This window comes from Streptomyces sp. NPDC027185 (assembly GCF_055567035.1).
In genome coordinates this window covers 509,182-527,113 of the sequence record NZ_JBVHRF010000005.1, presented here as the reverse complement: position 1 = coordinate 527,113, position 17,932 = coordinate 509,182, and the positions used below count along the sequence as shown (strand labels likewise).

The window sequence follows — 17,932 nt, the reverse complement described above, 5'->3', positions numbered from 1 at the left end:
CAGGGGGGCCGAGCCTGACCCGTGCGGGTGGGGCGCGGCGCGGCGTGGCGGGCAGCCGGGCGGTGGGTGCCGGGGCGGTGACTGTCCGGGGCGGCGGCCCTTCGGTCAGCGGAGTTCCTTCGGCGGGGTACGGTCCGCGTCGACCTTCTCGGTGCGTTCCAGTTCGCCCCAGACGATGTAGCGGTAGTTCGAGGTGTAGACCGGGGTGCAGGTCGTCAGCGTGATGTAGCGGCCAGCCTTGTGCTTGCCGGACTCCTCGGGGATCTGGTCGAGGACGTCCACGTTGTACTTCGAGGTCTGGTCGAGCACCGCGTAGACCTTGTAGACGTACCAGGTGTCCTTGGTCTCGAAGACAATCGGGTCGCCCTCGCGGAGTCTGTCGATGTTGTGGAACTTCGCGCCGTGGCCGTCGCGGTGCGCGGCGAGGGTGAAGTTGCCCTTCTTCTCCTGCGGCAGCGCGGACGCGACCGGCTTGGTGTAGTAGCCGGCCACACCCTCGTTGAGGATCTCGGAGCCGGTGCCCTTCTTGACCAGTACCTCGCCGTTCTTCATCGCCGGTACGTGCAGGAAGCCGATGCCGTCCTTGGTGTCCAGCTTCCCCGGCCCCTTCGGACTCGGAGCGGCCCAGTGGCGGCGGACCTCGTCGCCCTGCTTGTCGGCGGCGCGGTCGGCGAGGACGTTGGTCCACCACAGCGAGTACCCGACGAACAGGCCAAGGATCAGACCGGCGGTGATCAGGAGTTCGCCGATCACGCTGATCACGGCGGCGACGGAGCGGCGCATCCGGCGTGGTCGGTTCGGCGGCGCGGACCGTTCGATGTCCTCGTCATGGTCCGTGGCAGTCACCGCGTAGTACCCCTCTTACCTTCGGTCAGCCGGTGAGCGCATCCGGTTCGCCCTTGCTCCGCGGCTGCGCCGCGACCATCTTGCCCCAGACGATCATCCGGTAGGTACTGGTGAACTCCGGGGTGCAGGTCGTCAGGGTGAGGTAGCGCCCCGGCGCCTTGAACCCCGACCCCTGCGGCACCGGCTGGATGACGCTGACGTTCTGCGGGCTGGTCTGCGGGAGGATGCTCACCATCTCGTACGTGTAGTACGTACTCTGCGTCTCCACGACGATCTTGTCGCCCGGAGTGAGCTTGTTGATGTACCGGAAGGGCTCGCCGTGGGTGTTGCGGTGGGCGGCCACTGCGAAGTTGCCCTTCTTGTCCCAGGGCATCGCCGTCTTGATCCCGCTGCTCTTGTCGTAGTGCCCGACCATGCCGCGGTCCAGCACCGTGTGCTTGTCGATGCCTTCGGCGATCGGCGCCTTCACGTCCAGCTTCGGGATGTACATGATGGCGAAACGCTCGCCCTGGCCCGGGGACTTCTTCTCGCCGGCGCCCTCCTGCCACTGGTGCTGGAGGGTGGTGGTGGCGCCGCCCGCCTCCTCCTGGGCCAGCACGTTGGTCCACCACAGCTGATAGGTGACGAACAGCAGCATCACCACACCGAGCGTGATGAACACTTCGCCGATGGCCCGGCTGGCGATGAGGCTCAGACTCTCCTTCGCAGCGCGGGCGGCGCGGCGTGCCTCCAACCGGGAGGTGGGCGCGGGCGGCGGAGTGGGGGTGGCAGCGGCTGCCGCGGCGCCCCCGTGCTTGCCCCGGCGTCCGCCGCGCTTCGCCGCCTGTTGGGCCGCTTTACGGCGGGCGGCACGTCCGCCGGGGGCCGGGGCATCCGTCGTTTCACGTGAAACGGTGTCGGCACCCACTCCCGTTTCACGTGAAACCGAAGCCTCGTCCGGCGCTGTTTCACGTGAAACGTCGTCGCTGCCGAAGAGATCGCCCCCCGGATTCCCGGCCCGTTCCGCCTGGCGCAGCGCCATGGTCGCGTCGTCGGTCACCGGCACGGCGGTGGCCGGGGGTACGGGGGGAACGGACGGGCCCGGGACCCGTGAGGGCGTGTCCGCCGGGCCGAACGCCGGGACCTGGGCGTGCCCCGGGCCCGCGGCGGCGTGGCGGCCCGTGGGTGCCTCGGGCCCGAATCCGGTGACCGGTCCGGACGGCGTGCCGTCCGCCGCTGCTTCCTCCGCCGGGCGCGGGCGGAACCACGGGGAGGCGTGGCTGGGCGCTGGTGAGCCGGTGAGCCGGGGTCCGCCCGGGTGGCCCGGAGCGGGGACGCCGGTGGGTGCCGGACCGCCGGGCCCCGGCTGCCCACCGCGCGCGGTGTCCGTCCCTCCGCCCGTACCGGCAGGCGGCCCGCCGGGGCTCGGCAGCGGGTCCATCAGCGGGTCGTCGAGCCGTCCCACCGCCGCTTCGAAGGCTCCGTTCCCGCCGTACGGATCGCCGGACGCGCCCGGTACGGCGTACGGATCATGAGGGGTGCCGTCACGCTCGGGGCGTGTGGCAGTCACGCGCCGGCCTTGCCGACCACCGGGGCGAGCCCCGTCGAGCGCTCCACCGCTCCCGCGTCACCGCAGGTGACGAGCCAGTTGGCGAGCATCCGGTGGCCCCACTCGGTGAGCACCGACTCGGGGTGGAACTGGACTCCCTCGACGGGCAGTTCACGGTGGCGCAACCCCATCGCGATGCCGCTGTCGGTCCAGGCGGTGACGGTCAACTCCTCCGGCACCGTGCCCTCCTGGACCGCGAGGGAGTGGTAGCGGGTGGCCGTGAACGGCGAGGGCAGGCCGTTGAAGACGCCCTCGCCCGCGTGCGAGACCTGCGAGGTCTTGCCGTGCAGCAGCTCGGGGGCGCGGTCCACCACTCCGCCGTAGGCGACCGCCATGGACTGCATGCCCAGGCAGACGCCGAAGACCGGGACGCCGGTGTCCGCGCAGTGCCGGACCATGTCGATGCAGACCCCGGCCTCTTCCGGGGCGCCCGGTCCGGGGGAGAGCAGGACCCCGTCGAAGCCGTCCTGCGCGTGGGCGGTGGAGACCTCGTCGTTGCGCAGCACCTCGCATTCGGCGCCGAGTTGGTAGAGGTACTGCACGAGGTTGAAGACGAAGCTGTCGTAGTTGTCGACGACGAGAATGCGTGCACTCATCGGACGGCTGCCATCCCTTGATCGACCGTGACGTCATTGAAGGGCAGCAGCGGCTCCGCCCACGGAAAGACGTACTGGAAAAGCACGAAGACGACCGCCAGCACCAGCACCAGGGAAATCAGCGCCTTCACCCATGTGTTGCCCGGCAAATGCCGCCAGATCCAGCCGTACATGCTGTCCCTACTCGCCGATGACGGTGTCGATTGCCCCACCAGAGTACGGGGCGGGGAGGGGGCCGGGTGGATCAGCCGGACAAAGCCGGGGGCCTTCCCTGTGCCACCGGCTGCGTCGCGTCGAGATGCGCCCAGGTGATGAGCCGGTGGCTGTGGCCCCACTCCGGTTCGCAGGTGGTCAGGGTCAGATAGCGGCCGGGCCCGCGGTAGCCGGAGGCGCGGGGGACGGGATCGAGCACGCCGATGTCGTCGGGCAGCGTCCGGTACGGCCGCCGGTCGATGCGGTAGGTGAACCAGGTGGTGCCGTCGGAGAGCACCACCGCGTCGCCGGGCCGCAGTTGCGGGAAGTCCTTGAACGGGTCACCGTACGTGCGCCGGTGTCCCGCGACGGAGAAGTTGCCGGTCCCGCCGAGGCGGGCGGTGGAGGTGTAGTGGCCGAGGCCGCGGCGCAGGACGCCGGTGGTGGTGCCTTCGAGGACGGGCTTGGACCACTCCGCGCCGAAGCGGGGGATGTACATAACGGCGAAGGCGGCGCCCGGTGCGTACGGGCGGGGGCGGCCGGACGGCTCCGGTGCGGTGGCCGGGCCGGGGAGCGGGTCACCGGCCGCGGCGGCGCCGGCCGACCAGCGTTCCTGGAGGTGGCCGATCTCCTGGTCCATGGCGCTGTCGGCACGTACTCCCGTCCAGAAGAGGAGGTAGCAGAAGAAGAGCACGATGAGGGTGCCGGTCGTGACGCAGAGTTCGCTGAACGTCCGGACGATCCACCGCACCGTCATCGCCGGCCCCTCCCGTCGCCGTCACCGGCGCGCGGGCTACGGCTGCGCCGGCTGTGCGTAGTGGAGCTCCACTGTGCCGGAGTAGCCGGGCAGAGTCACCGCCTCGCGCTGGTCGACTTTCCAGCCGAGCCCGTAGGCGTTGACGTACTGGAGGTAGTTCTGGATCGCGGGGGACGCGGTCAGCGCGCGGTTCAGGGCGTCGCGGTCACCGACGGCGGTGATCTTGTAGGGCGGGGAGTAGACGCGGCCCTGGAGGATCAGGGTGTTGCCGACGCAGCGCACCGCGCTGGTGGAGATCAGCCGCTGGTCCATGACCTCGATGCCCTTGGCGCCGCCCTGCCACAGCGCGTTCACCACGGCTTGCAGGTCCTGCTGGTGGATGACGAGGTCGTTGGGCTGCGGTTCGGGGATGCCGGGGATCTTGGCGGTGGCGTTCGGCGGGGCGTCGGTGAGGGTGACCGACAGGCCCTCACCCTTCAGCTTCTCCGTGCCCGCCCGTTCCTCCAGCGCCTTGACCTTGGCCTCCTCCGCCTCGGAGGTGCCGTTGTCGCGCCGGGCGAGGGACTCGACGTCCTGGCGCAGGACCGCGTTGCGTTCGTCGTGGGCGCCGTTCTTCTGGCTCCGTTGCTGGATGAGGTCGGAGAGGCGGAGCATGGAGTCGTCGGAGCGCAGATCGGTGCCGCGCGCGGTGTCGAAGCTGAGCCAGAACATCAGGCCCGCGAGCGCGAAGACGGCGAGTGTGAGCAGCCGCACGGGCCGCAGCCGCGGTCGGGCCGGGCGGCCGGAGGAGTCAGCTGAAGTGCTCAACGTACCCTTGCTCCTTACGACGCCGCGGAAGCACTACGCTAACGGACGCCCCGGGGCGTCGAACCGCTCCCCGGCGCATCCGTCCGGCTCCCGCCCGTACGCCCGCGCGGACGGGGGCACCTCCCGCTCACGAGGGGTTGAGAGCGGGAGAGCAGCGCATCGACAGGAGAGTTCCTCGTGCCGAAGTCACGGATCCGCAAGAAGGACGACTTCACGCCGCCGCCGGCGAAGACCACCAGCCTGAAGATGAATTCCGGCCGTGGCTGGGTCGCCCCGGTGATGCTGGCGATGTTCCTGATCGGGCTCGCGTGGATCGTGCTGTACTACGTCTCCGAAGCGGATCTGCCGGTCAAGGCGATGGGCGACTGGAACATCGTGTGCGGGTTCGGCTTCATCGCGGTGGGCTTCGGCGTCTCCACACAGTGGAAGTGACGCAAGCCCTGCCCAAGGCCATCCACACAGTTATCCACAGCCGGGGAAAACTTCAGAAGATCTGTGGATAACCTCTCGGGGTGTTGACGCCGGTGTGACCGGTCCCGCCCGCCCCTGTGTCCCGCCTCCCCCTTACTTACTGGGGAAACGCGGGTTCGTACACTCCGGGGCGGGCTTTCCCCACAGCATGCACAGGGGCCGCCACGCACTGTGGACAACACCGGGGAACAGGGCCTTCCGGAGCCGTTACCCCCAGGCCCGTGCGGTTCTCAACCGGTCAGCTGGAGCGTGCGTACCCACACCACGCCGACGATCACCAGCAGGGCGGCGACACACGTCAGGGTGTGCACCAGCGTGCGGCGCTCGCGCGGTGCGTGCACCATGCCGTACGCCACCGCCGCGCCCACCACCAGGCCGCCGACATGCGCCTGCCAGGCGATATTCGGCCACAGGAAGGTGAAGACGAGGTTGAGGCCCAGCAGGATCAGGACAGGCTTCATGTCGTAGTTCAGCCGCCGCAGCAGGACCGCGGTGGCGCCGAGCAGGCCGAAGATCGCGCCGGAGGCGCCGAGCGAGGGCTGGTTCTGCGCGGCGAGCAGATACGACAGGGCGCTGCCGCCGAGCCCGGCGAGCAGGTAGAGGGCGGTGTACCGCAGCCGGCCGAGCGCCGCTTCCAGGGGCGGGCCCAGCCACCACAGGGACAGCATGTTGAACGCGATGTGCGGGATCTCCTGGTGCAGGAAGACCGCGGTGAGCAGGCGGTACCACTGCCCCTCGGCGACGCCGACGAGCTGGTAGTGCTGCGGGTCGAAGGCGAGGCCGATCAGGTCGAGGCGCCCGACGAGTCCGCTGGAGGCGTAGACGGCGATGAAGACGGCGACGTTGAGGCCCAGCAGGATCTTGGTGACCAGCTTGGGGTCGGTCGCGACGGCGCCGCCGGCGAGGGTGCGCGGGGTGGTGGCGTGCGCCGAGTGGCCCGTGCCGCTGCCGGTGCGTACGCACTCCGGGCACTGGAAGCCGACGGAGGCGCTGACCATGCAGTCGGGACAGATCGGCCGTTCGCAGCGGGTGCAGGTGACGCCGGTCGGGCGGTCGGGATGGCGGTAGCAGCGTGGCAGGTCGTCCCCGCCGTCCGCGTCCCGCGGCTCCTGCGGGGTGCCTGGCACCTGGTCCATCGCTCGGTCGTCCTCTCTGCGGCTGGGCGCGTCATCACAACACACCCGCCCGCCACCGGGCCAGCACGCGGGGCGCCCCGCCTGGTCTACGACCGGACGGGGCGCAAGGTTCCCGGGGCGGCGGGCGCGGCGGCCCGCCACCGGGTCAGCTGTCGCGGTTCTCGATGGTGACCGACTTGATGACCACGTCCTGGACCGGGCGGTCGGTGCGCGGGTTGGTCTGGGTGGCGGCGATGGCGTCCACGACCTTCTTGCCGGCCTCGTCGGCGACCTCACCGAAGATGGTGTGCTTACCGGTCAGCCACGCGGTCGGCGCGACGGTGATGAAGAACTGCGAGCCGTTGGTGCCCGGACCGGCGTTCGCCATGGCCAGCAGGTACGGCTTGGTGAAGGCCAGGTCGGGGTGGAACTCGTCGGCGAACTCGTAGCCGGGGCCGCCGGTGCCGTTGCCGAGCGGGTCGCCGCCCTGGATCATGAAGCCGCTGATCACGCGGTGGAAGACGGTGCCGTCGTACAGCTTGTCCGTGGACTTGCGGCCGGTGGCCGGGTCGGTCCATTCCCGCTCGCCCTGGGCGAGCTGGACGAAGTTCTTGACCGTCTTGGGGGCGTGGTTCGGCAGCAGCCGAAGGGTGATGTCGCCCTGGTTGGTCTTCAGGGTGGCGTAGAGCTGCTCAGCCACGGATCTGCCTTCCATGAGTCTTCGCTGACGGGTTCCGATCCTCGCACGGACCGTCCCGGCGCGCGGTCCGTGCCGTGGCCCGCCCCGGTGCGTCCCGCCCTGGTGGCGGTACGCGCGGATCCCCGGCGCCCGCCGTGACCCGGATGCCCGCGGGTACATGCCGTCCGGCGGGCGAGCAGGCATGATCGTCAACCGGGTGGACAGGCGAGACAGCAGAGCTGGGGGAGCAGCCCCCACGGACCCGGACACACCACCGAGGAGGAGGATCCCGTGACCCGCAAGGACAGCGTGCGTGCCGCGACCGGTTCGGCCAGGGACAGCGTGCGGCACGCCGCTGAGGTGGTGGCTCCCTACGCCGGTACGGCCAGGGACACCGCGGTGCAGTTCGCCCAGGAGGCGCGGACGCGTGTGGCGCCGATGATGACGGAGGCCGCGCAGCAGGCCCGCACCCGGGTGGCTCCCATGGTGACGGAAGCCGCCCAGCAGGCCCGCGCCCGCTACGACGCCCACCTGCAACCGCACATCGAGCACGCCCGGGGTGCGTTGCCGCCGAAGGTGGACGCGGCGGCGTGCCGCGCCGCCCACCGCACCCGCTCCGCGGCGCGGCAGGCCGCCGAATACGCCGCGCCCCGGGTGGAGAGCGCCGTGCACTCCGCCCGCGCGGCCGCCGAACCGGTCCGCGAGGAGGCGTTCGCCCGTGGCACCGCGGCCCTCGCGGCGCTGCGCGGTCAGGTGTCGGCCGCCGAGATCGAGAAGCTGGCGCGGAAGAACCGCTGCCGGGCGCGGGCCGGGAAGGCCGCCAAGCGGCTGCTGCTGGTGGGGCTGCTGGCCGGGGGTGCCGTCGCCGCCTGGAAGTGGTGGGACAAGCAGGCCAACCCGGACTGGCTGGTGGAGCCGCCCGCCCCGACCGAGGTGAACGAACGTGGCCGGCTCAGCTCGGTCGACGGCAGCGGCCCCGCGGCCCGAGCCGACCGTCCGGACGAGGACAAGGAGCGCGGCGACGGGCCGGGCGGCGCCTCGGCCTGACCCGGCGGCCCTGCGGCTCCACCGCCTGGCGCCGCACCGTCATCGCGCGGCCGTGCTCCCTGCCCGCGTCGGCATCGCGCGATGCCGACGCGGGCAGGGAGAGCGGCGCCGGCATTCCGGCCCCACGCTCCGATGCCGAACGGCGCCCGTCACCCTGGTGGGTGGCGGGCACCGTCGTGTGAAGGAAGGGCCGCACGGCCGTAGCCGGGGTCCTCTGAGCCGATGTTTCACGGGAAACATCGGCTCAGGGCTGTCTCCCGGCCGCCTCAACGTTTCACGTGAAACAGCCACACGGGCCGGACGGCCGGGCCCGGCACCGCCGCCAGCGCCGACCGGGCTCCACGCCCGGCCCAAACCCAAGCCGAGCCAGGCCCGAGCCGAACCCCGGCCCGACCAACCTGGCCGGCCCCGCCGGGCCACCGCACCCCGCCCCCAAGCCGAACCGGACCACCGCCCCGGGCCGGAACCGAGGCCGAGCCGGACCGGCCGCCCCGTCTCGGGGCCCGGACCCTCCGCCCCCTTCACCCCGCCCCGGTTCGCCTCAGTCCGCCAGGTAGTCGTGTGCCACCTCGGCCATCCCGAGCGTGAGGTCCGTGAGGAGGTGGGTGGCGGACACGACCTCGCGGACCGGGAGGTCGGCCAGCGGCGCCAGGACGTGTTCGAAGAGCTGGAGGCGGGCCGGGCCGCTCCAGGAGCCCTTCACCGTGAGGTCCGCGATCTCGGTGCGCACCAGCTCACAGATCCGCGGACGGCCGTCGTAGTGGCGCGTGGTCTTGAGCATGAACGTGGGCACGGCCAGCTCCGCGCGGGCGTCCTCGGCGGAGAGCGGCGCGTGCTTGTAGCCCATGGTGGCGGTGGCGACGCGGAGGGAGCCGTAGTCGAGGGTGCCGACGAGGGTGTCGGAGTCGACGTACAGCCGCGGGGCACCCGCCTTCTTCGGGTAGGCGCTCATCTCCCGGCCGGAGGCGATGGCGGGGAGGCTGTCCACGTACATCCCGAGGTTGAACTCGCCCTTCTCGCCGTCGAGTTCGACGGGGACGAGCTGGCCGCACTCGGTGTAGTCGCCGAGCCCGGTCACGTCGGGCATCCGCATCACCTCGAAGCGGACCAGCGGCTCGGGTATCCGCAGCGGCTCCGGCACAACGGCCCGCAGGGCGTCCGGGTCGGTGCGGTAGGTGATGTTGAGGTACTCGCGATCGGTGAAGCGGTACGGCGGCATCGGGTAGGCGGGGGCGTTCAGCGGCGTGGTGAGCAGCTGGTGGATCTGGGCTTCGCGCATGGTGCGACCTTGCTTTCTCGACCGGGTGGCAGGCCATCCATCCCGCGGGAAATAGGGGTGGATCAGGGGTGGATCAGGGGGTGGGCCGCGCCTCCCATTTGGCATACACCTTGTATCCGATACACACTGTATCCCGTAGTCGACCGTGACGCCCTCTGCGCCCCGGCCTCCCTCCCCGCCTCTCGCGACGGGAACCGCACCAGGAGTCAACGTGACCTTCACCCTCCCCACCGCACCGGAGAACCGCCCCGTGGCCGTGATCGGCGCCGGCACTCTCGGCCGCCGTATCGCCTTGATGTTCGCCACCCGCGGCGGCCTGGTCCGCATCTACGACCCCGTCGCCGAGGCCGGTGACGCGGCCCGCGCCTACGTCGAGAAGGAGCTGCCCGCCGTCGCCGCGGCCCTGGAGGGCGGCCGGCCGGGCACCGTCGAGACCACCACCGACCTGGCTCGCGCCCTGGACGACGCCTGGCTGGTCGTCGAGGCCGTACCGGAGCGGCTCGACCTCAAGAAGAAGATCTTCGGAGAGCTGGACGCGGCGGCTCCGGCCGACGCGATCCTCGCCAGCAACTCGTCCTCGTACGCCACCAGCAACCTCGTCGGCAGCGTCCGCCGCCCCGAGCGGCTGCTGAACATCCACTTCTACATGCCGCCGAAGCAGAACGCCGTCGACCTCATGTCGTGCGGGCACACCGACCGCGCCGTCCTCGACCTGCTGCTGCGCACGCTCCCGGCCTACGGCATCCATCCGTTCGAGGCCCGCAAGGAGAGCACCGGTTTCATCTTCAACCGCATCTGGGCCGCGATAAAGCGCGAATCCCTCGCCGTCGTCGCCGACGGTGTCTCCACCCCGGAGGACGTCGACGGGATGTGGCAGGTCAACACCGGCTCCGCCGCCGGACCGTTCCGGATGATGGACGCCGTCGGCCTCGACGTGGTCCTCGACATCGAGAACCACTACGCCGAGGAGAACCCGCACCTGCCCGAGGGGCCCCGCGACCTCCTGCGCCGCTACGTCGACGAGGGCCGTCTCGGCGTCAAGACGGGACGCGGCTTCTACGACTACGACCTGCCTGACTGACATCGGCGGGTGGCCCGCCGACGGGCACGTACCCTCGACGCCGTCCCCCCACCAGCAAGGAGCCGGTACGTGCCCAAGTCCCCGACCAAGCGTCGTCCCCTCACCGTCGCCGCGCTCAGTGAGAGCGCCCTCGCACTCTTCACCGAGCGCGGCTTCCACGCCACGTCCGTGAGCGACATCGTGAGCAGGGCCGGCCTCACCCGGGGCGCCTTCTACTCCAACTTCCGTGACAAGGAAGAGCTGTTCCTCTCCCTCTACGACGCCCACGCCGACCGGCTGCTGGCCGAACTCGGCCGCCGCGCCGAGACGGTGGGGGACGTCCCCGACCCGGTGACGGGCCTCTTCGACCAGTTGGCCGCCCACAACGCGCAAGAACGCGCGTGGTTCCTGGTCTCGATGGAGTTCACCCTGCACGCCGCCCGGAATCCGGACGTGGCCCGCGCCCTCGCCGTGCACGAGGAGCGGCTCAACTCCGGGATCGCGGACATCCTCACCCGTTGCCTGGAGCGCACCGGCCGCGCCCCGGAGGTCTCCGCCCTCACCCTGGCCCGCCTCGTCGTCGCCTTCTTCGAGGGGCTGACCGCCCAGGAGGTCACCCACGCCGGTGACGACGACACCCCCGCGCTCGTCCACCGTGCCCTGCCGCATCTCGTACGGGCGCTGAGCCGGCCGGAGGAGCACGGCTGAGCTGGGCGTCCGCCCCGGCGGTGAGGGGCCCGGCAGGGCGGACGCGGCCGCCGACGGAGCCGGTCGGGCGCCGCGGGCGGGCCGCCGCTCAGATCCCGCCCGCCGGATCCGTCGCTCCCTCCGCCTCCTCCGTACCGGTCGGCTCCAGCAGCTCGGCCAGGGCCGAGGACGGGTCGGGGCCGGGGGCGCCCGCCGGCCACCAGGCGCCGGAGACGCGGCGGTAGGGGTACCAGCGTCCGTCGCGGCCCAGCCGCAGCTGGAGGCCGCGGCCGGGCAGGCTCCAGTGGTTGCCGTCCGCCGTGAACGGGGACGGCTCCCCGGCCGCCCCGCCCTCCGTCTCCTCCCACGCGGCCGACAGCGCGGTACGGGCCCGCGCCGCCTCCGGCCCGGACGGCTCCCAGGGCTCCGCCAGGACCGCCAGCCCGGCCCGGCCGCCGGTGCGCCAGGCCGCCACGGCCCGGTCCAGCCCCTCCGGATCACCGCCGGTCTCCCGCAGCCGGTCCCGCACGCGCGGATCGGGGTGGGTGGCGGCGAGCCGTACGGTGTCCTGCCACCGGTCCAGGGGCGGGGGCGGCGCCGCGCCGGTGAGCAGCGCGGCCAGCAGGTCCCGGGCGCGGCCGGCGGCGTCCGCGGCGAGGAGTTCCAGGGGGTCGGCGCCGATGCCGGTGACCGTGGCGGGGCGCCGGCGCGGCGCGGGCAGCGGTGGCAACGGCGGCAGCGGGACGGCGGGGCGGGCGTAGGCCAGCCGGTTGGCCTCCCAGAGCCGGTCGTCCGGCCCGCCGCCCGGCCCGCCGTCCGGCTGACCGCCGTCCGGCCCGCCGGCCTCCTCGGCCTCACCGGCCTCGTCCGCCGCCCCGGCCATCGACCGGAACAGGACGGCGTACTTCAGCTCCTCCAGGGCGCTCGCCGTGTCCCGGCCGCGCAGCAGGAGGAGCAGCCAGGGGTCCTCGTCGAGCAGCCATCCCACCTGGTGGGCGAGGGCCACGGCGTGCGGGCAGGGGTGGTCGAAGCTGTCGCAGCCGCACTCCGCGGCGAGGTTCGCGTAACCGGGCAGCAGCCCCACCCGGGCGTCCTCCGCCGCCTCCAGCAACTCCTCGGGCACCTCGCCCGCCAGCAGCGCCCCGGCCACGGCAGGCCGGTCCGCGCAGTGTTCCCAGAGCCGTTCCCAGGTCTCGTCATCCAGCTCACGCGGGGTGAGGACGGTGGTGCGGGTCTCCTCGTCCCCGTACACATCGGCCGCGATCCGCCCCGGGCCGAGGGTGACCGGGCCGAGCCGCCCGCCGCGCGCGAGGGTGCGGCCCTCCCGCAGCGGGCCGGCCTCGGGCCAGGTGTCCTCGACCGCGTCGGCCCAGGACGCCGCCCAGAAGGACCGGCCGCGGACGCGTCCGCCGCGCCGCGCCGGGAAGGCGGGGAAGCCCACCGCCCGGCCGCTGTCCGAACCGTTCATCAGATGCTCCTCAGTTCCACGAGGTGGGCCAGTTCGGCGTTGGTCAGCTCGGTCAGCGCCTGCTCGCCCGCGCCGAGCACCGCGTCGGCCAGCTCCTTCTTCGCCTCCAGCAGCCGCGCGATGCGGTCCTCGACCGTGCCCTCGGCGATCAGCCGGTGCACCTGGACCGGACGGGTCTGCCCGATGCGGTACGCGCGGTCGGTGGCCTGGGCCTCGACCGCCGGGTTCCACCAGCGGTCGTAGTGGACGACGTGATCGGCGCGGGTGAGGTTCAGACCGGTACCGGCCGCCTTCAGGGACAGCAGGAAGACCGGGAAGGCGCCGTCCTGGAACGCGCGCACCAGCTCCTCCCGCCGGGACACGGGCGTCCCGCCGTGCAGGAACCGCGCCTCGACGCCCCGTTCGCGCAGGTGACGTTCGAGGAGCCGGCCCATCGTGACGTACTGCGTGAAGACCAGCGCCCCGCCGTCCTCGGCGGTGATGGTGGTCAGCAGTTCGTCGAGGAGGGCGAGCTTGCCGGAGCGTCCGGGCAGCGGCCCGTCCGTCTCGCCGAGGAACTGCGCCGGGTGGTTGCAGATCTGTTTGAGGCCGGTGAGCAGTTTGAGGACGAGGCCGCTGCGGGCGATGCCGCTGCCGGCCCGGATCTCCGCCATCACCGACTCGACCTGCTTCCGGTAGAGGGCCTCCTGCTCGCCGGTGAGCGCCACCGGACGGTCGGTCTCGGTCTTGGGCGGCAGTTCGGGCGCGATGCCGGGATCGGTCTTGCGCCGCCGCAGCAGGAAGGGCCGCACCAGATCGGCGAGGAGACGGGCGGCCGGCCGCTCCGCGACGCCCTCCCGCCGCTCCGCCTCGACGGGCCCGATCCAGCGGCGGCGGAAACGCCCGTATCCGCCGAGCAGCCCGGGGGTGGTCCAGTCGAGGACCGCCCACAGCTCGGCGAGGCTGTTCTCCACCGGGGTGCCGGTCAGCGCGATCCGGGCCCGCGCGGGGATCAGCCGCAGCGCCTTCGCCGTGCCGGAGCGGGCGTTCTTCACATGCTGGGCCTCGTCCGCGACCACCAGCCCCCAGCCGTGCCCGGCCAGCACCTCCGCGTCCTGCCGCATGGTGCCGTACGTGGTGAGGACGAAGCCGTCGGTGGCGCCGTCGAGCGTCCGGCCCGGACCGTGGTGGCGCCGTACGGGCGTGCCCGGGGCGAACCGGCCCACCTCGCGCTCCCAGTTGCCGAGCAGTGAGGCGGGGCAGACCACCAGCGTGGGCCCGCGGCTGTCCGCGCGGTCCTGGCGGGCCAGGTGCAGGGCGATCAGCTGGACGGTCTTGCCCAGGCCCATGTCGTCGGCGAGGCAGCCGCCGAGGCCCAGTTCGGTGATGCGCGTCAGCCAGCGCAGTCCGTGCAGCTGGTAGTCGCGCAGGGTGGCGGTGAGCGCCGCCGGCTGCGGCGGGGGCGCGCCGTCCTCGGGCGCGTCCAGGCACCGGCGCAGGGCGTCCAGCCAGGGGCCGGGGGCGACCCGGACGCGTTCCGGCCCCACCTCGGCGTGGCCGGTCAGCGCCGCGGCGAGCGCCTCGATCGCGGTCAGCGGCGGCAGGTCCGGCTCGCGTGCCTTGCGCGACAGGGCGGCGTCGACGAGGGCCCAGCGCCCGCGCAGCCGCACCACGGCCCGGCCGTCCGCGGCGACGGCGGCCCGCTCCGCGTCGGTGAGCGGTTCCCCGTCCAGCTCGATCCGCCACCGCACGGCCACGGTGCCGTCCCCGCCGAAGAAGGAACGGAGTTCGGCGGGCGGTTCACGATCGGGGCCGATCACCACCCGGGCGGTCAGCCCCCGGGTGGCGTCCTGCGGCCGGATCACGTCGACGCCGTGGGCGGTCAGCCGGTCGGCGGCGCCCGAGAACAGCTCCCGGACCTCCGCGTCGTCCAGGGCGAGCCGTCCCGGCACCGGGATCAGCCGCTCCAGCGGCGGCCACACCCCGGCGGCCCGGCGGACGGCGAGGACCGTCTCGGCCTGGGCGCGCGGGCCGAGCGCGTGATCGGCGCTGCGGAACAACTCGTCCGCGTCGAGGGCGAGATCCGGATCGGCGAGGCTGTGCACCCGGGGCACCAGGTGGACGGCGGGCGGCCGGTCGCCGTCCACCGTCAGCTCGACCCGGAGCGCCACCCGGACGCCGGAGTCGAGCCCGGCGGACATCTCCTCGGCCCATTCCCGCAGCTGGGGGACGTACTGCGGGGCGGTGGCCGCGAACGCGTCGCGCCCCGTGGCGGCGGGCGCCGCGGCGGTGCGCGGCAGAGTGTCGGCGACCGCGTCGGCGAACGCCCGCACCAGCTCCGCGGGGTCGCTGCCCGGCGCCGCGTACGCCTCGGCGGGCGCCGCCCCGGCCAGCTCCCGCAGCCGCCGGGCGTCCTCGGCGTCGAGGGGCCCGGCCCGCCAGGCGTCGTACCCGCCGGCGGAGACCCCGGGCAGCAGCCGCTCCCGGGCGGTCAGATGCAGCCCCAGGGCGAGTGCGCCGCCCCAGAACGCCGCGGCCCGGTGCACGCCGTCACCGCCCCGGCCACGGGCGAGCGCCAGCGCCGGGAAGGCGTCGGCGAGGGGCAGCCGCAGCACGGGCACCCGGCGCGGCGCCGCCTCCCCCGCCGCGCCGCCGGGCACCACCAGTTCGGCCGTGCCCCGCTCACCGGTGGCCGGTCCGGACGGCGGGGCGCCGCCCGCCGGATCCCAGAAGACGACGCGGCCCGTCCGCGCCGGATCGCCCGGCTCGAACACGGCCGCGTACCGTGCCAGCAGCTCCGCCTCTTCGCGCGCCATCCCCGTCATGCGTACCGCTCTCTCCTGGCTCTCCCCGCCGAACTGCCGCCCGACGGGTACCGGTCCGGTGGAAAAGCCGGTCTCGTCGGAGTGCTGTGAACGACGACGGGGACCGCGGTGTTCCCGAACGGGCGGACGAGAAAAACCGGACCGGAACGGCGCCGGACCAGGCCGGGAGCCGGTCCGCGGCGCCGGTCGCGAGGCCGCCCCGGGTCCCGGTACGGGGACGCGGCCGCACCACCCGGCGCGTATCGCCCCCGTGGAGCGCCGCGCGGTGGGCGGGCCGGGCGCCGCCGCAACGCCGCGCCGCGGCCCACGGAAAAACCCCTCCGCTCTGCGTTCTCGCAGTTCGGAGGGGTTTGAGGAGTGGAGCCTAGGGGAGTCGAACCCCTGACATCTGCCATGCAAAGACAGCGCTCTACCAACTGAGCTAAGGCCCCGTCGCCGACCAGGGTACCTGGTGCGGGGGTGCTTTCCCGACCGGGTATCGCCCGGCACCGTCGCTCTCCGTAGGATGCTTCGCGAGATTCGCGGCAGCGAAGCGTGACCGGGGAGATGGGGAGACGGCATGGACGCAGCACAGCAGGAAGCCACCGCGCGGGCCCGGGAGCTGCAGCGCAATTGGTACGGGGAACCGCTCGGCGCCCTCTTCCGCCGCCTCATCGACGACCTCGGGCTCAACCAGGCCCGGCTCGCCGGTGTCCTCGGTCTCTCCGCGCCGATGCTGTCGCAGCTGATGAGCGGTCAGCGGGCCAAGATAGGCAACCCCGCCGTGGTCCAACGGGTCCAGGCGCTCCAGGAGTTGGCCGGTCAGGTCGCCGACGGCAGCGTCAGCGCCGCCGAGGCCACCGACCGGATGGACGAGATCAAGAAGACCGCGGGCGGTTCGGTGCTGAGCAACACCTCGCAGACCGTCTCGTCGACCGGCTCGACCACCGTGCGGCGCGTGGTGCGGGAGATCCAGTCGCTGCTGCGCTCCGTTTCGGACGCCGGCGAGATCATCGAAGCGGCGAACGCCCTCGCCGCCACCCACCCGGAGCTGGCAGAGTTCCTCCGGGTCTACGGTGCCGGCCGCACCGGCGACGCGGTCGCCCACTACGAGGCGCACCAGAGCTAGGCCGCGCCCTCCCGCTCCTCGTGGACCGGCCCACCGGGCGGGACGCCCGCGACGAGCGGAGAGGCACGGCCCGGCCGGGCCGGTCACCGCGGGTACGCACAGGTTGGAAAGTGACGGGGCACCATGGGTGAGATCTTCGCCGGGCGGTACGAACTGGTCGACCCGGTCGGGCGCGGAGGCGTGGGCGCCGTCTGGCGCGCCTGGGACCACCGGCGGCGCCGCTACGTCGCCGCGAAGGTGCTCCAGCAGAGCGACGCGCACACCCTGCTGCGGTTCGTCCGCGAACAGGCGCTGCGGATCGACCACCCGCACGTCCTCGCCCCGGCGAGCTGGGCCGCCGACGACGCCAAGGTCCTGTTCACCATGGATCTGGTGCACGGCGGCTCGCTCGCCCACCTCATCGGCGACTACGGACCGCTGCCCCCGCGGTACGTCTGCGTCCTGCTGGACCAGCTGCTGGCCGGGCTGACCGCGGTGCACGACGAGGGCGTGGTGCACCGCGACATCAAACCGGCCAACATCCTGCTGGAGGCCACCGGCACCGGGCGGCCGCATCTGCGCCTCTCGGACTTCGGCATCGCGATGCGCAAGGGCGAACCGCGGCTGACCGAGACCAACTACGTGGTGGGCACACCCGGGTACTTCGCGCCCGAGCAGATGCTGGGCGCCGAACCGGACTTCCCCGCCGACCTGTTCGCGGTCGGCCTGGTGGCGCTCTACCTGATCACCGGCACCAAACCGGACGCCGACGCCCTGGTGCGGCACTTCACCGAACACGGCGTCCCGCACGCGCCCGAAGGCGTCCCGGAACCGCTGTGGCAGGTGCTGGCGACGCTGGTCCACCCCGACCCGGAGTCCCGCTTCCGTACCGCCACCGGGGCGCGGAAGGCGGTGCTGGCCGCCGTCGAGCTGCTGCCCGAGGGGGGCATCGACGAGGAGGCCGTGGAGGTCTTCGACCACATAGGCCCGCTGCCCGAGGGGTTCGGGCCGCAGGGCCCGCTCGCCCCGCCGCACGCCGGCGGCGCGCCCGGCCCCGGCGCACCCGGCACACCCGGCTCCTCCTCCGGCAGCGAAAGCTTCGCCCTCGCCCCGCCCGGACAGCCGCTGCCCGGACGGCTCCCGCAGCCGCCCGCCACCCCGCCGGTCCCGGTGGCCGCGCCGTACGTCCCGGCCCCCGCGACGCCCCCGGGCACGCCGCCCGGCGCCCCTCCGGGCACCCCGCCCGCGGGGACGTACCACCCTGCCGGCGGCGCCTGGCAGCAGCCGCCGGCCACCCGGCCCTACACCTCGCCGCAGGCGCCCGCCGTGCCGGTGCCGACCGCGCCCGTCACGCGGCGTCCCGGGCCACCGGCCAAGGTGGCGGTGCCCGTGCTCGTCGTCGCGCTGCTCTGCATCGCCTTCGGCATCTGGGCGCTCACCGTCTCCTGA

Annotated in this window: 17 protein-coding genes and 1 tRNA gene; 6 read left to right on the top strand and 12 right to left on the bottom strand. The window is 73.1% G+C overall.

The window, feature by feature from the left end:
- Nucleotides 1-105 precede the first annotated feature (105 nt).
- From ACZ4M8_RS19635 to ACZ4M8_RS19610, 6 genes are all read right to left on the bottom strand, one after another.
- Nucleotides 106-846: a class E sortase gene (locus ACZ4M8_RS19635; RefSeq protein ID WP_467608997.1), complete on the bottom strand. Its 741-nt coding sequence runs from the start codon at nucleotides 844-846 to the stop codon at nucleotides 106-108.
- Nucleotides 847-871: 25 nt separating this feature from the next.
- Entirely contained in the window at nucleotides 872-2,266 is a 1,395-nt protein-coding gene (locus tag ACZ4M8_RS19630; RefSeq protein ID WP_467609166.1) for a class E sortase, read from the bottom strand.
- Between the two features lie 125 nt (nucleotides 2,267-2,391).
- Complete coding sequence (locus tag ACZ4M8_RS19625; RefSeq protein WP_467608995.1) at nucleotides 2,392-3,030, bottom strand: aminodeoxychorismate/anthranilate synthase component II; 639 nt, start codon at nucleotides 3,028-3,030, stop codon at nucleotides 2,392-2,394.
- Nucleotides 3,027-3,203 carry a hypothetical protein gene (locus tag ACZ4M8_RS19620; RefSeq protein ID WP_033266980.1) on the bottom strand — a complete coding sequence of 59 codons (177 nt, stop codon included), beginning with the start codon at nucleotides 3,201-3,203 and terminating at the stop codon, nucleotides 3,027-3,029. Before ACZ4M8_RS19620 ends, ACZ4M8_RS19625 begins: the two co-directional genes overlap by 4 nt.
- Before the next feature lie 71 nt (nucleotides 3,204-3,274).
- Complete coding sequence (locus ACZ4M8_RS19615; RefSeq protein WP_467608992.1) at nucleotides 3,275-3,979, bottom strand: class E sortase; 705 nt, start codon at nucleotides 3,977-3,979, stop codon at nucleotides 3,275-3,277.
- 36 nt (nucleotides 3,980-4,015) lie between these two features.
- Nucleotides 4,016-4,786: a DUF881 domain-containing protein gene (locus tag ACZ4M8_RS19610; protein ID WP_467608989.1), complete on the bottom strand. Its 771-nt coding sequence runs from the start codon at nucleotides 4,784-4,786 to the stop codon at nucleotides 4,016-4,018.
- Between the two features lie 177 nt (nucleotides 4,787-4,963).
- On the opposite strand from ACZ4M8_RS19610, the gene crgA reads away from it, so the two are divergent.
- A complete protein-coding gene (crgA, locus tag ACZ4M8_RS19605) occupies nucleotides 4,964-5,218 on the top strand; it encodes a cell division protein CrgA (RefSeq protein WP_030285707.1) in 255 nt (84 codons plus the stop codon).
- Nucleotides 5,219-5,487: 269 nt separating this feature from the next.
- Here the strand turns inward: crgA and ACZ4M8_RS19600 are convergent, their stop codons facing one another.
- Together ACZ4M8_RS19600 and ACZ4M8_RS19595 are read right to left on the bottom strand one after the other, a co-directional pair.
- On the bottom strand, nucleotides 5,488-6,393 hold the full coding sequence (locus tag ACZ4M8_RS19600; protein ID WP_467608986.1) for a rhomboid family intramembrane serine protease: 906 nt from the start codon (nucleotides 6,391-6,393) through the stop codon (nucleotides 5,488-5,490).
- A gap of 145 nt (nucleotides 6,394-6,538) precedes the next feature.
- A complete protein-coding gene (locus ACZ4M8_RS19595) occupies nucleotides 6,539-7,072 on the bottom strand; it encodes a peptidylprolyl isomerase (RefSeq protein WP_467608984.1) in 534 nt (177 codons plus the stop codon).
- 270 nt (nucleotides 7,073-7,342) lie between these two features.
- Here ACZ4M8_RS19595 and ACZ4M8_RS19590 point away from each other — a divergent pair, with 270 nt between their 5' ends.
- Entirely contained in the window at nucleotides 7,343-8,098 is a 756-nt protein-coding gene (locus tag ACZ4M8_RS19590) for a DUF5324 family protein (RefSeq protein WP_467608981.1), read from the top strand.
- 541 nt (nucleotides 8,099-8,639) lie between these two features.
- On the opposite strand, the gene ACZ4M8_RS19585 is transcribed toward ACZ4M8_RS19590, so the two are convergent.
- On the bottom strand, nucleotides 8,640-9,377 hold the full coding sequence (locus ACZ4M8_RS19585) for an acetoacetate decarboxylase (RefSeq protein WP_467608978.1): 738 nt from the start codon (nucleotides 9,375-9,377) through the stop codon (nucleotides 8,640-8,642).
- A gap of 211 nt (nucleotides 9,378-9,588) precedes the next feature.
- Between ACZ4M8_RS19585 and ACZ4M8_RS19580 the strand changes: the two genes are divergently transcribed.
- Both ACZ4M8_RS19580 and ACZ4M8_RS19575 read left to right on the top strand, forming a co-directional pair.
- Nucleotides 9,589-10,458 (top strand): 3-hydroxyacyl-CoA dehydrogenase family protein, encoded by an 870-nt coding sequence (locus ACZ4M8_RS19580; protein WP_467608975.1) that lies wholly within the window; start codon nucleotides 9,589-9,591, stop codon nucleotides 10,456-10,458.
- A gap of 69 nt (nucleotides 10,459-10,527) precedes the next feature.
- Entirely contained in the window at nucleotides 10,528-11,145 is a 618-nt protein-coding gene (locus tag ACZ4M8_RS19575; protein ID WP_467608972.1) for a TetR/AcrR family transcriptional regulator, read from the top strand.
- 88 nt (nucleotides 11,146-11,233) lie between these two features.
- Here the strand turns inward: ACZ4M8_RS19575 and ACZ4M8_RS19570 are convergent, their stop codons facing one another.
- From ACZ4M8_RS19570 to ACZ4M8_RS19560, 3 genes are all read right to left on the bottom strand, one after another.
- Nucleotides 11,234-12,592 carry an SWIM zinc finger family protein gene (locus ACZ4M8_RS19570; protein WP_467608969.1) on the bottom strand — a complete coding sequence of 453 codons (1,359 nt, stop codon included), beginning with the start codon at nucleotides 12,590-12,592 and terminating at the stop codon, nucleotides 11,234-11,236.
- Entirely contained in the window at nucleotides 12,592-15,396 is a 2,805-nt protein-coding gene (locus ACZ4M8_RS19565) for a DEAD/DEAH box helicase (RefSeq protein ID WP_467608966.1), read from the bottom strand. Before ACZ4M8_RS19565 ends, ACZ4M8_RS19570 begins: the two co-directional genes overlap by 1 nt.
- Before the next feature lie 358 nt (nucleotides 15,397-15,754).
- Nucleotides 15,755-15,827 (bottom strand) — tRNA-Ala (locus ACZ4M8_RS19560).
- Between the two features lie 128 nt (nucleotides 15,828-15,955).
- Between ACZ4M8_RS19560 and ACZ4M8_RS19555 the strand changes: the two genes are divergently transcribed.
- Nucleotides 15,956-16,504: a helix-turn-helix domain-containing protein gene (locus ACZ4M8_RS19555; RefSeq protein ID WP_467608964.1), complete on the top strand. Its 549-nt coding sequence runs from the start codon at nucleotides 15,956-15,958 to the stop codon at nucleotides 16,502-16,504.
- 123 nt (nucleotides 16,505-16,627) lie between these two features.
- Nucleotides 16,628-17,932 carry a serine/threonine-protein kinase gene (locus ACZ4M8_RS19550; RefSeq protein WP_467608962.1) on the top strand — a complete coding sequence of 435 codons (1,305 nt, stop codon included), beginning with the start codon at nucleotides 16,628-16,630 and terminating at the stop codon, nucleotides 17,930-17,932.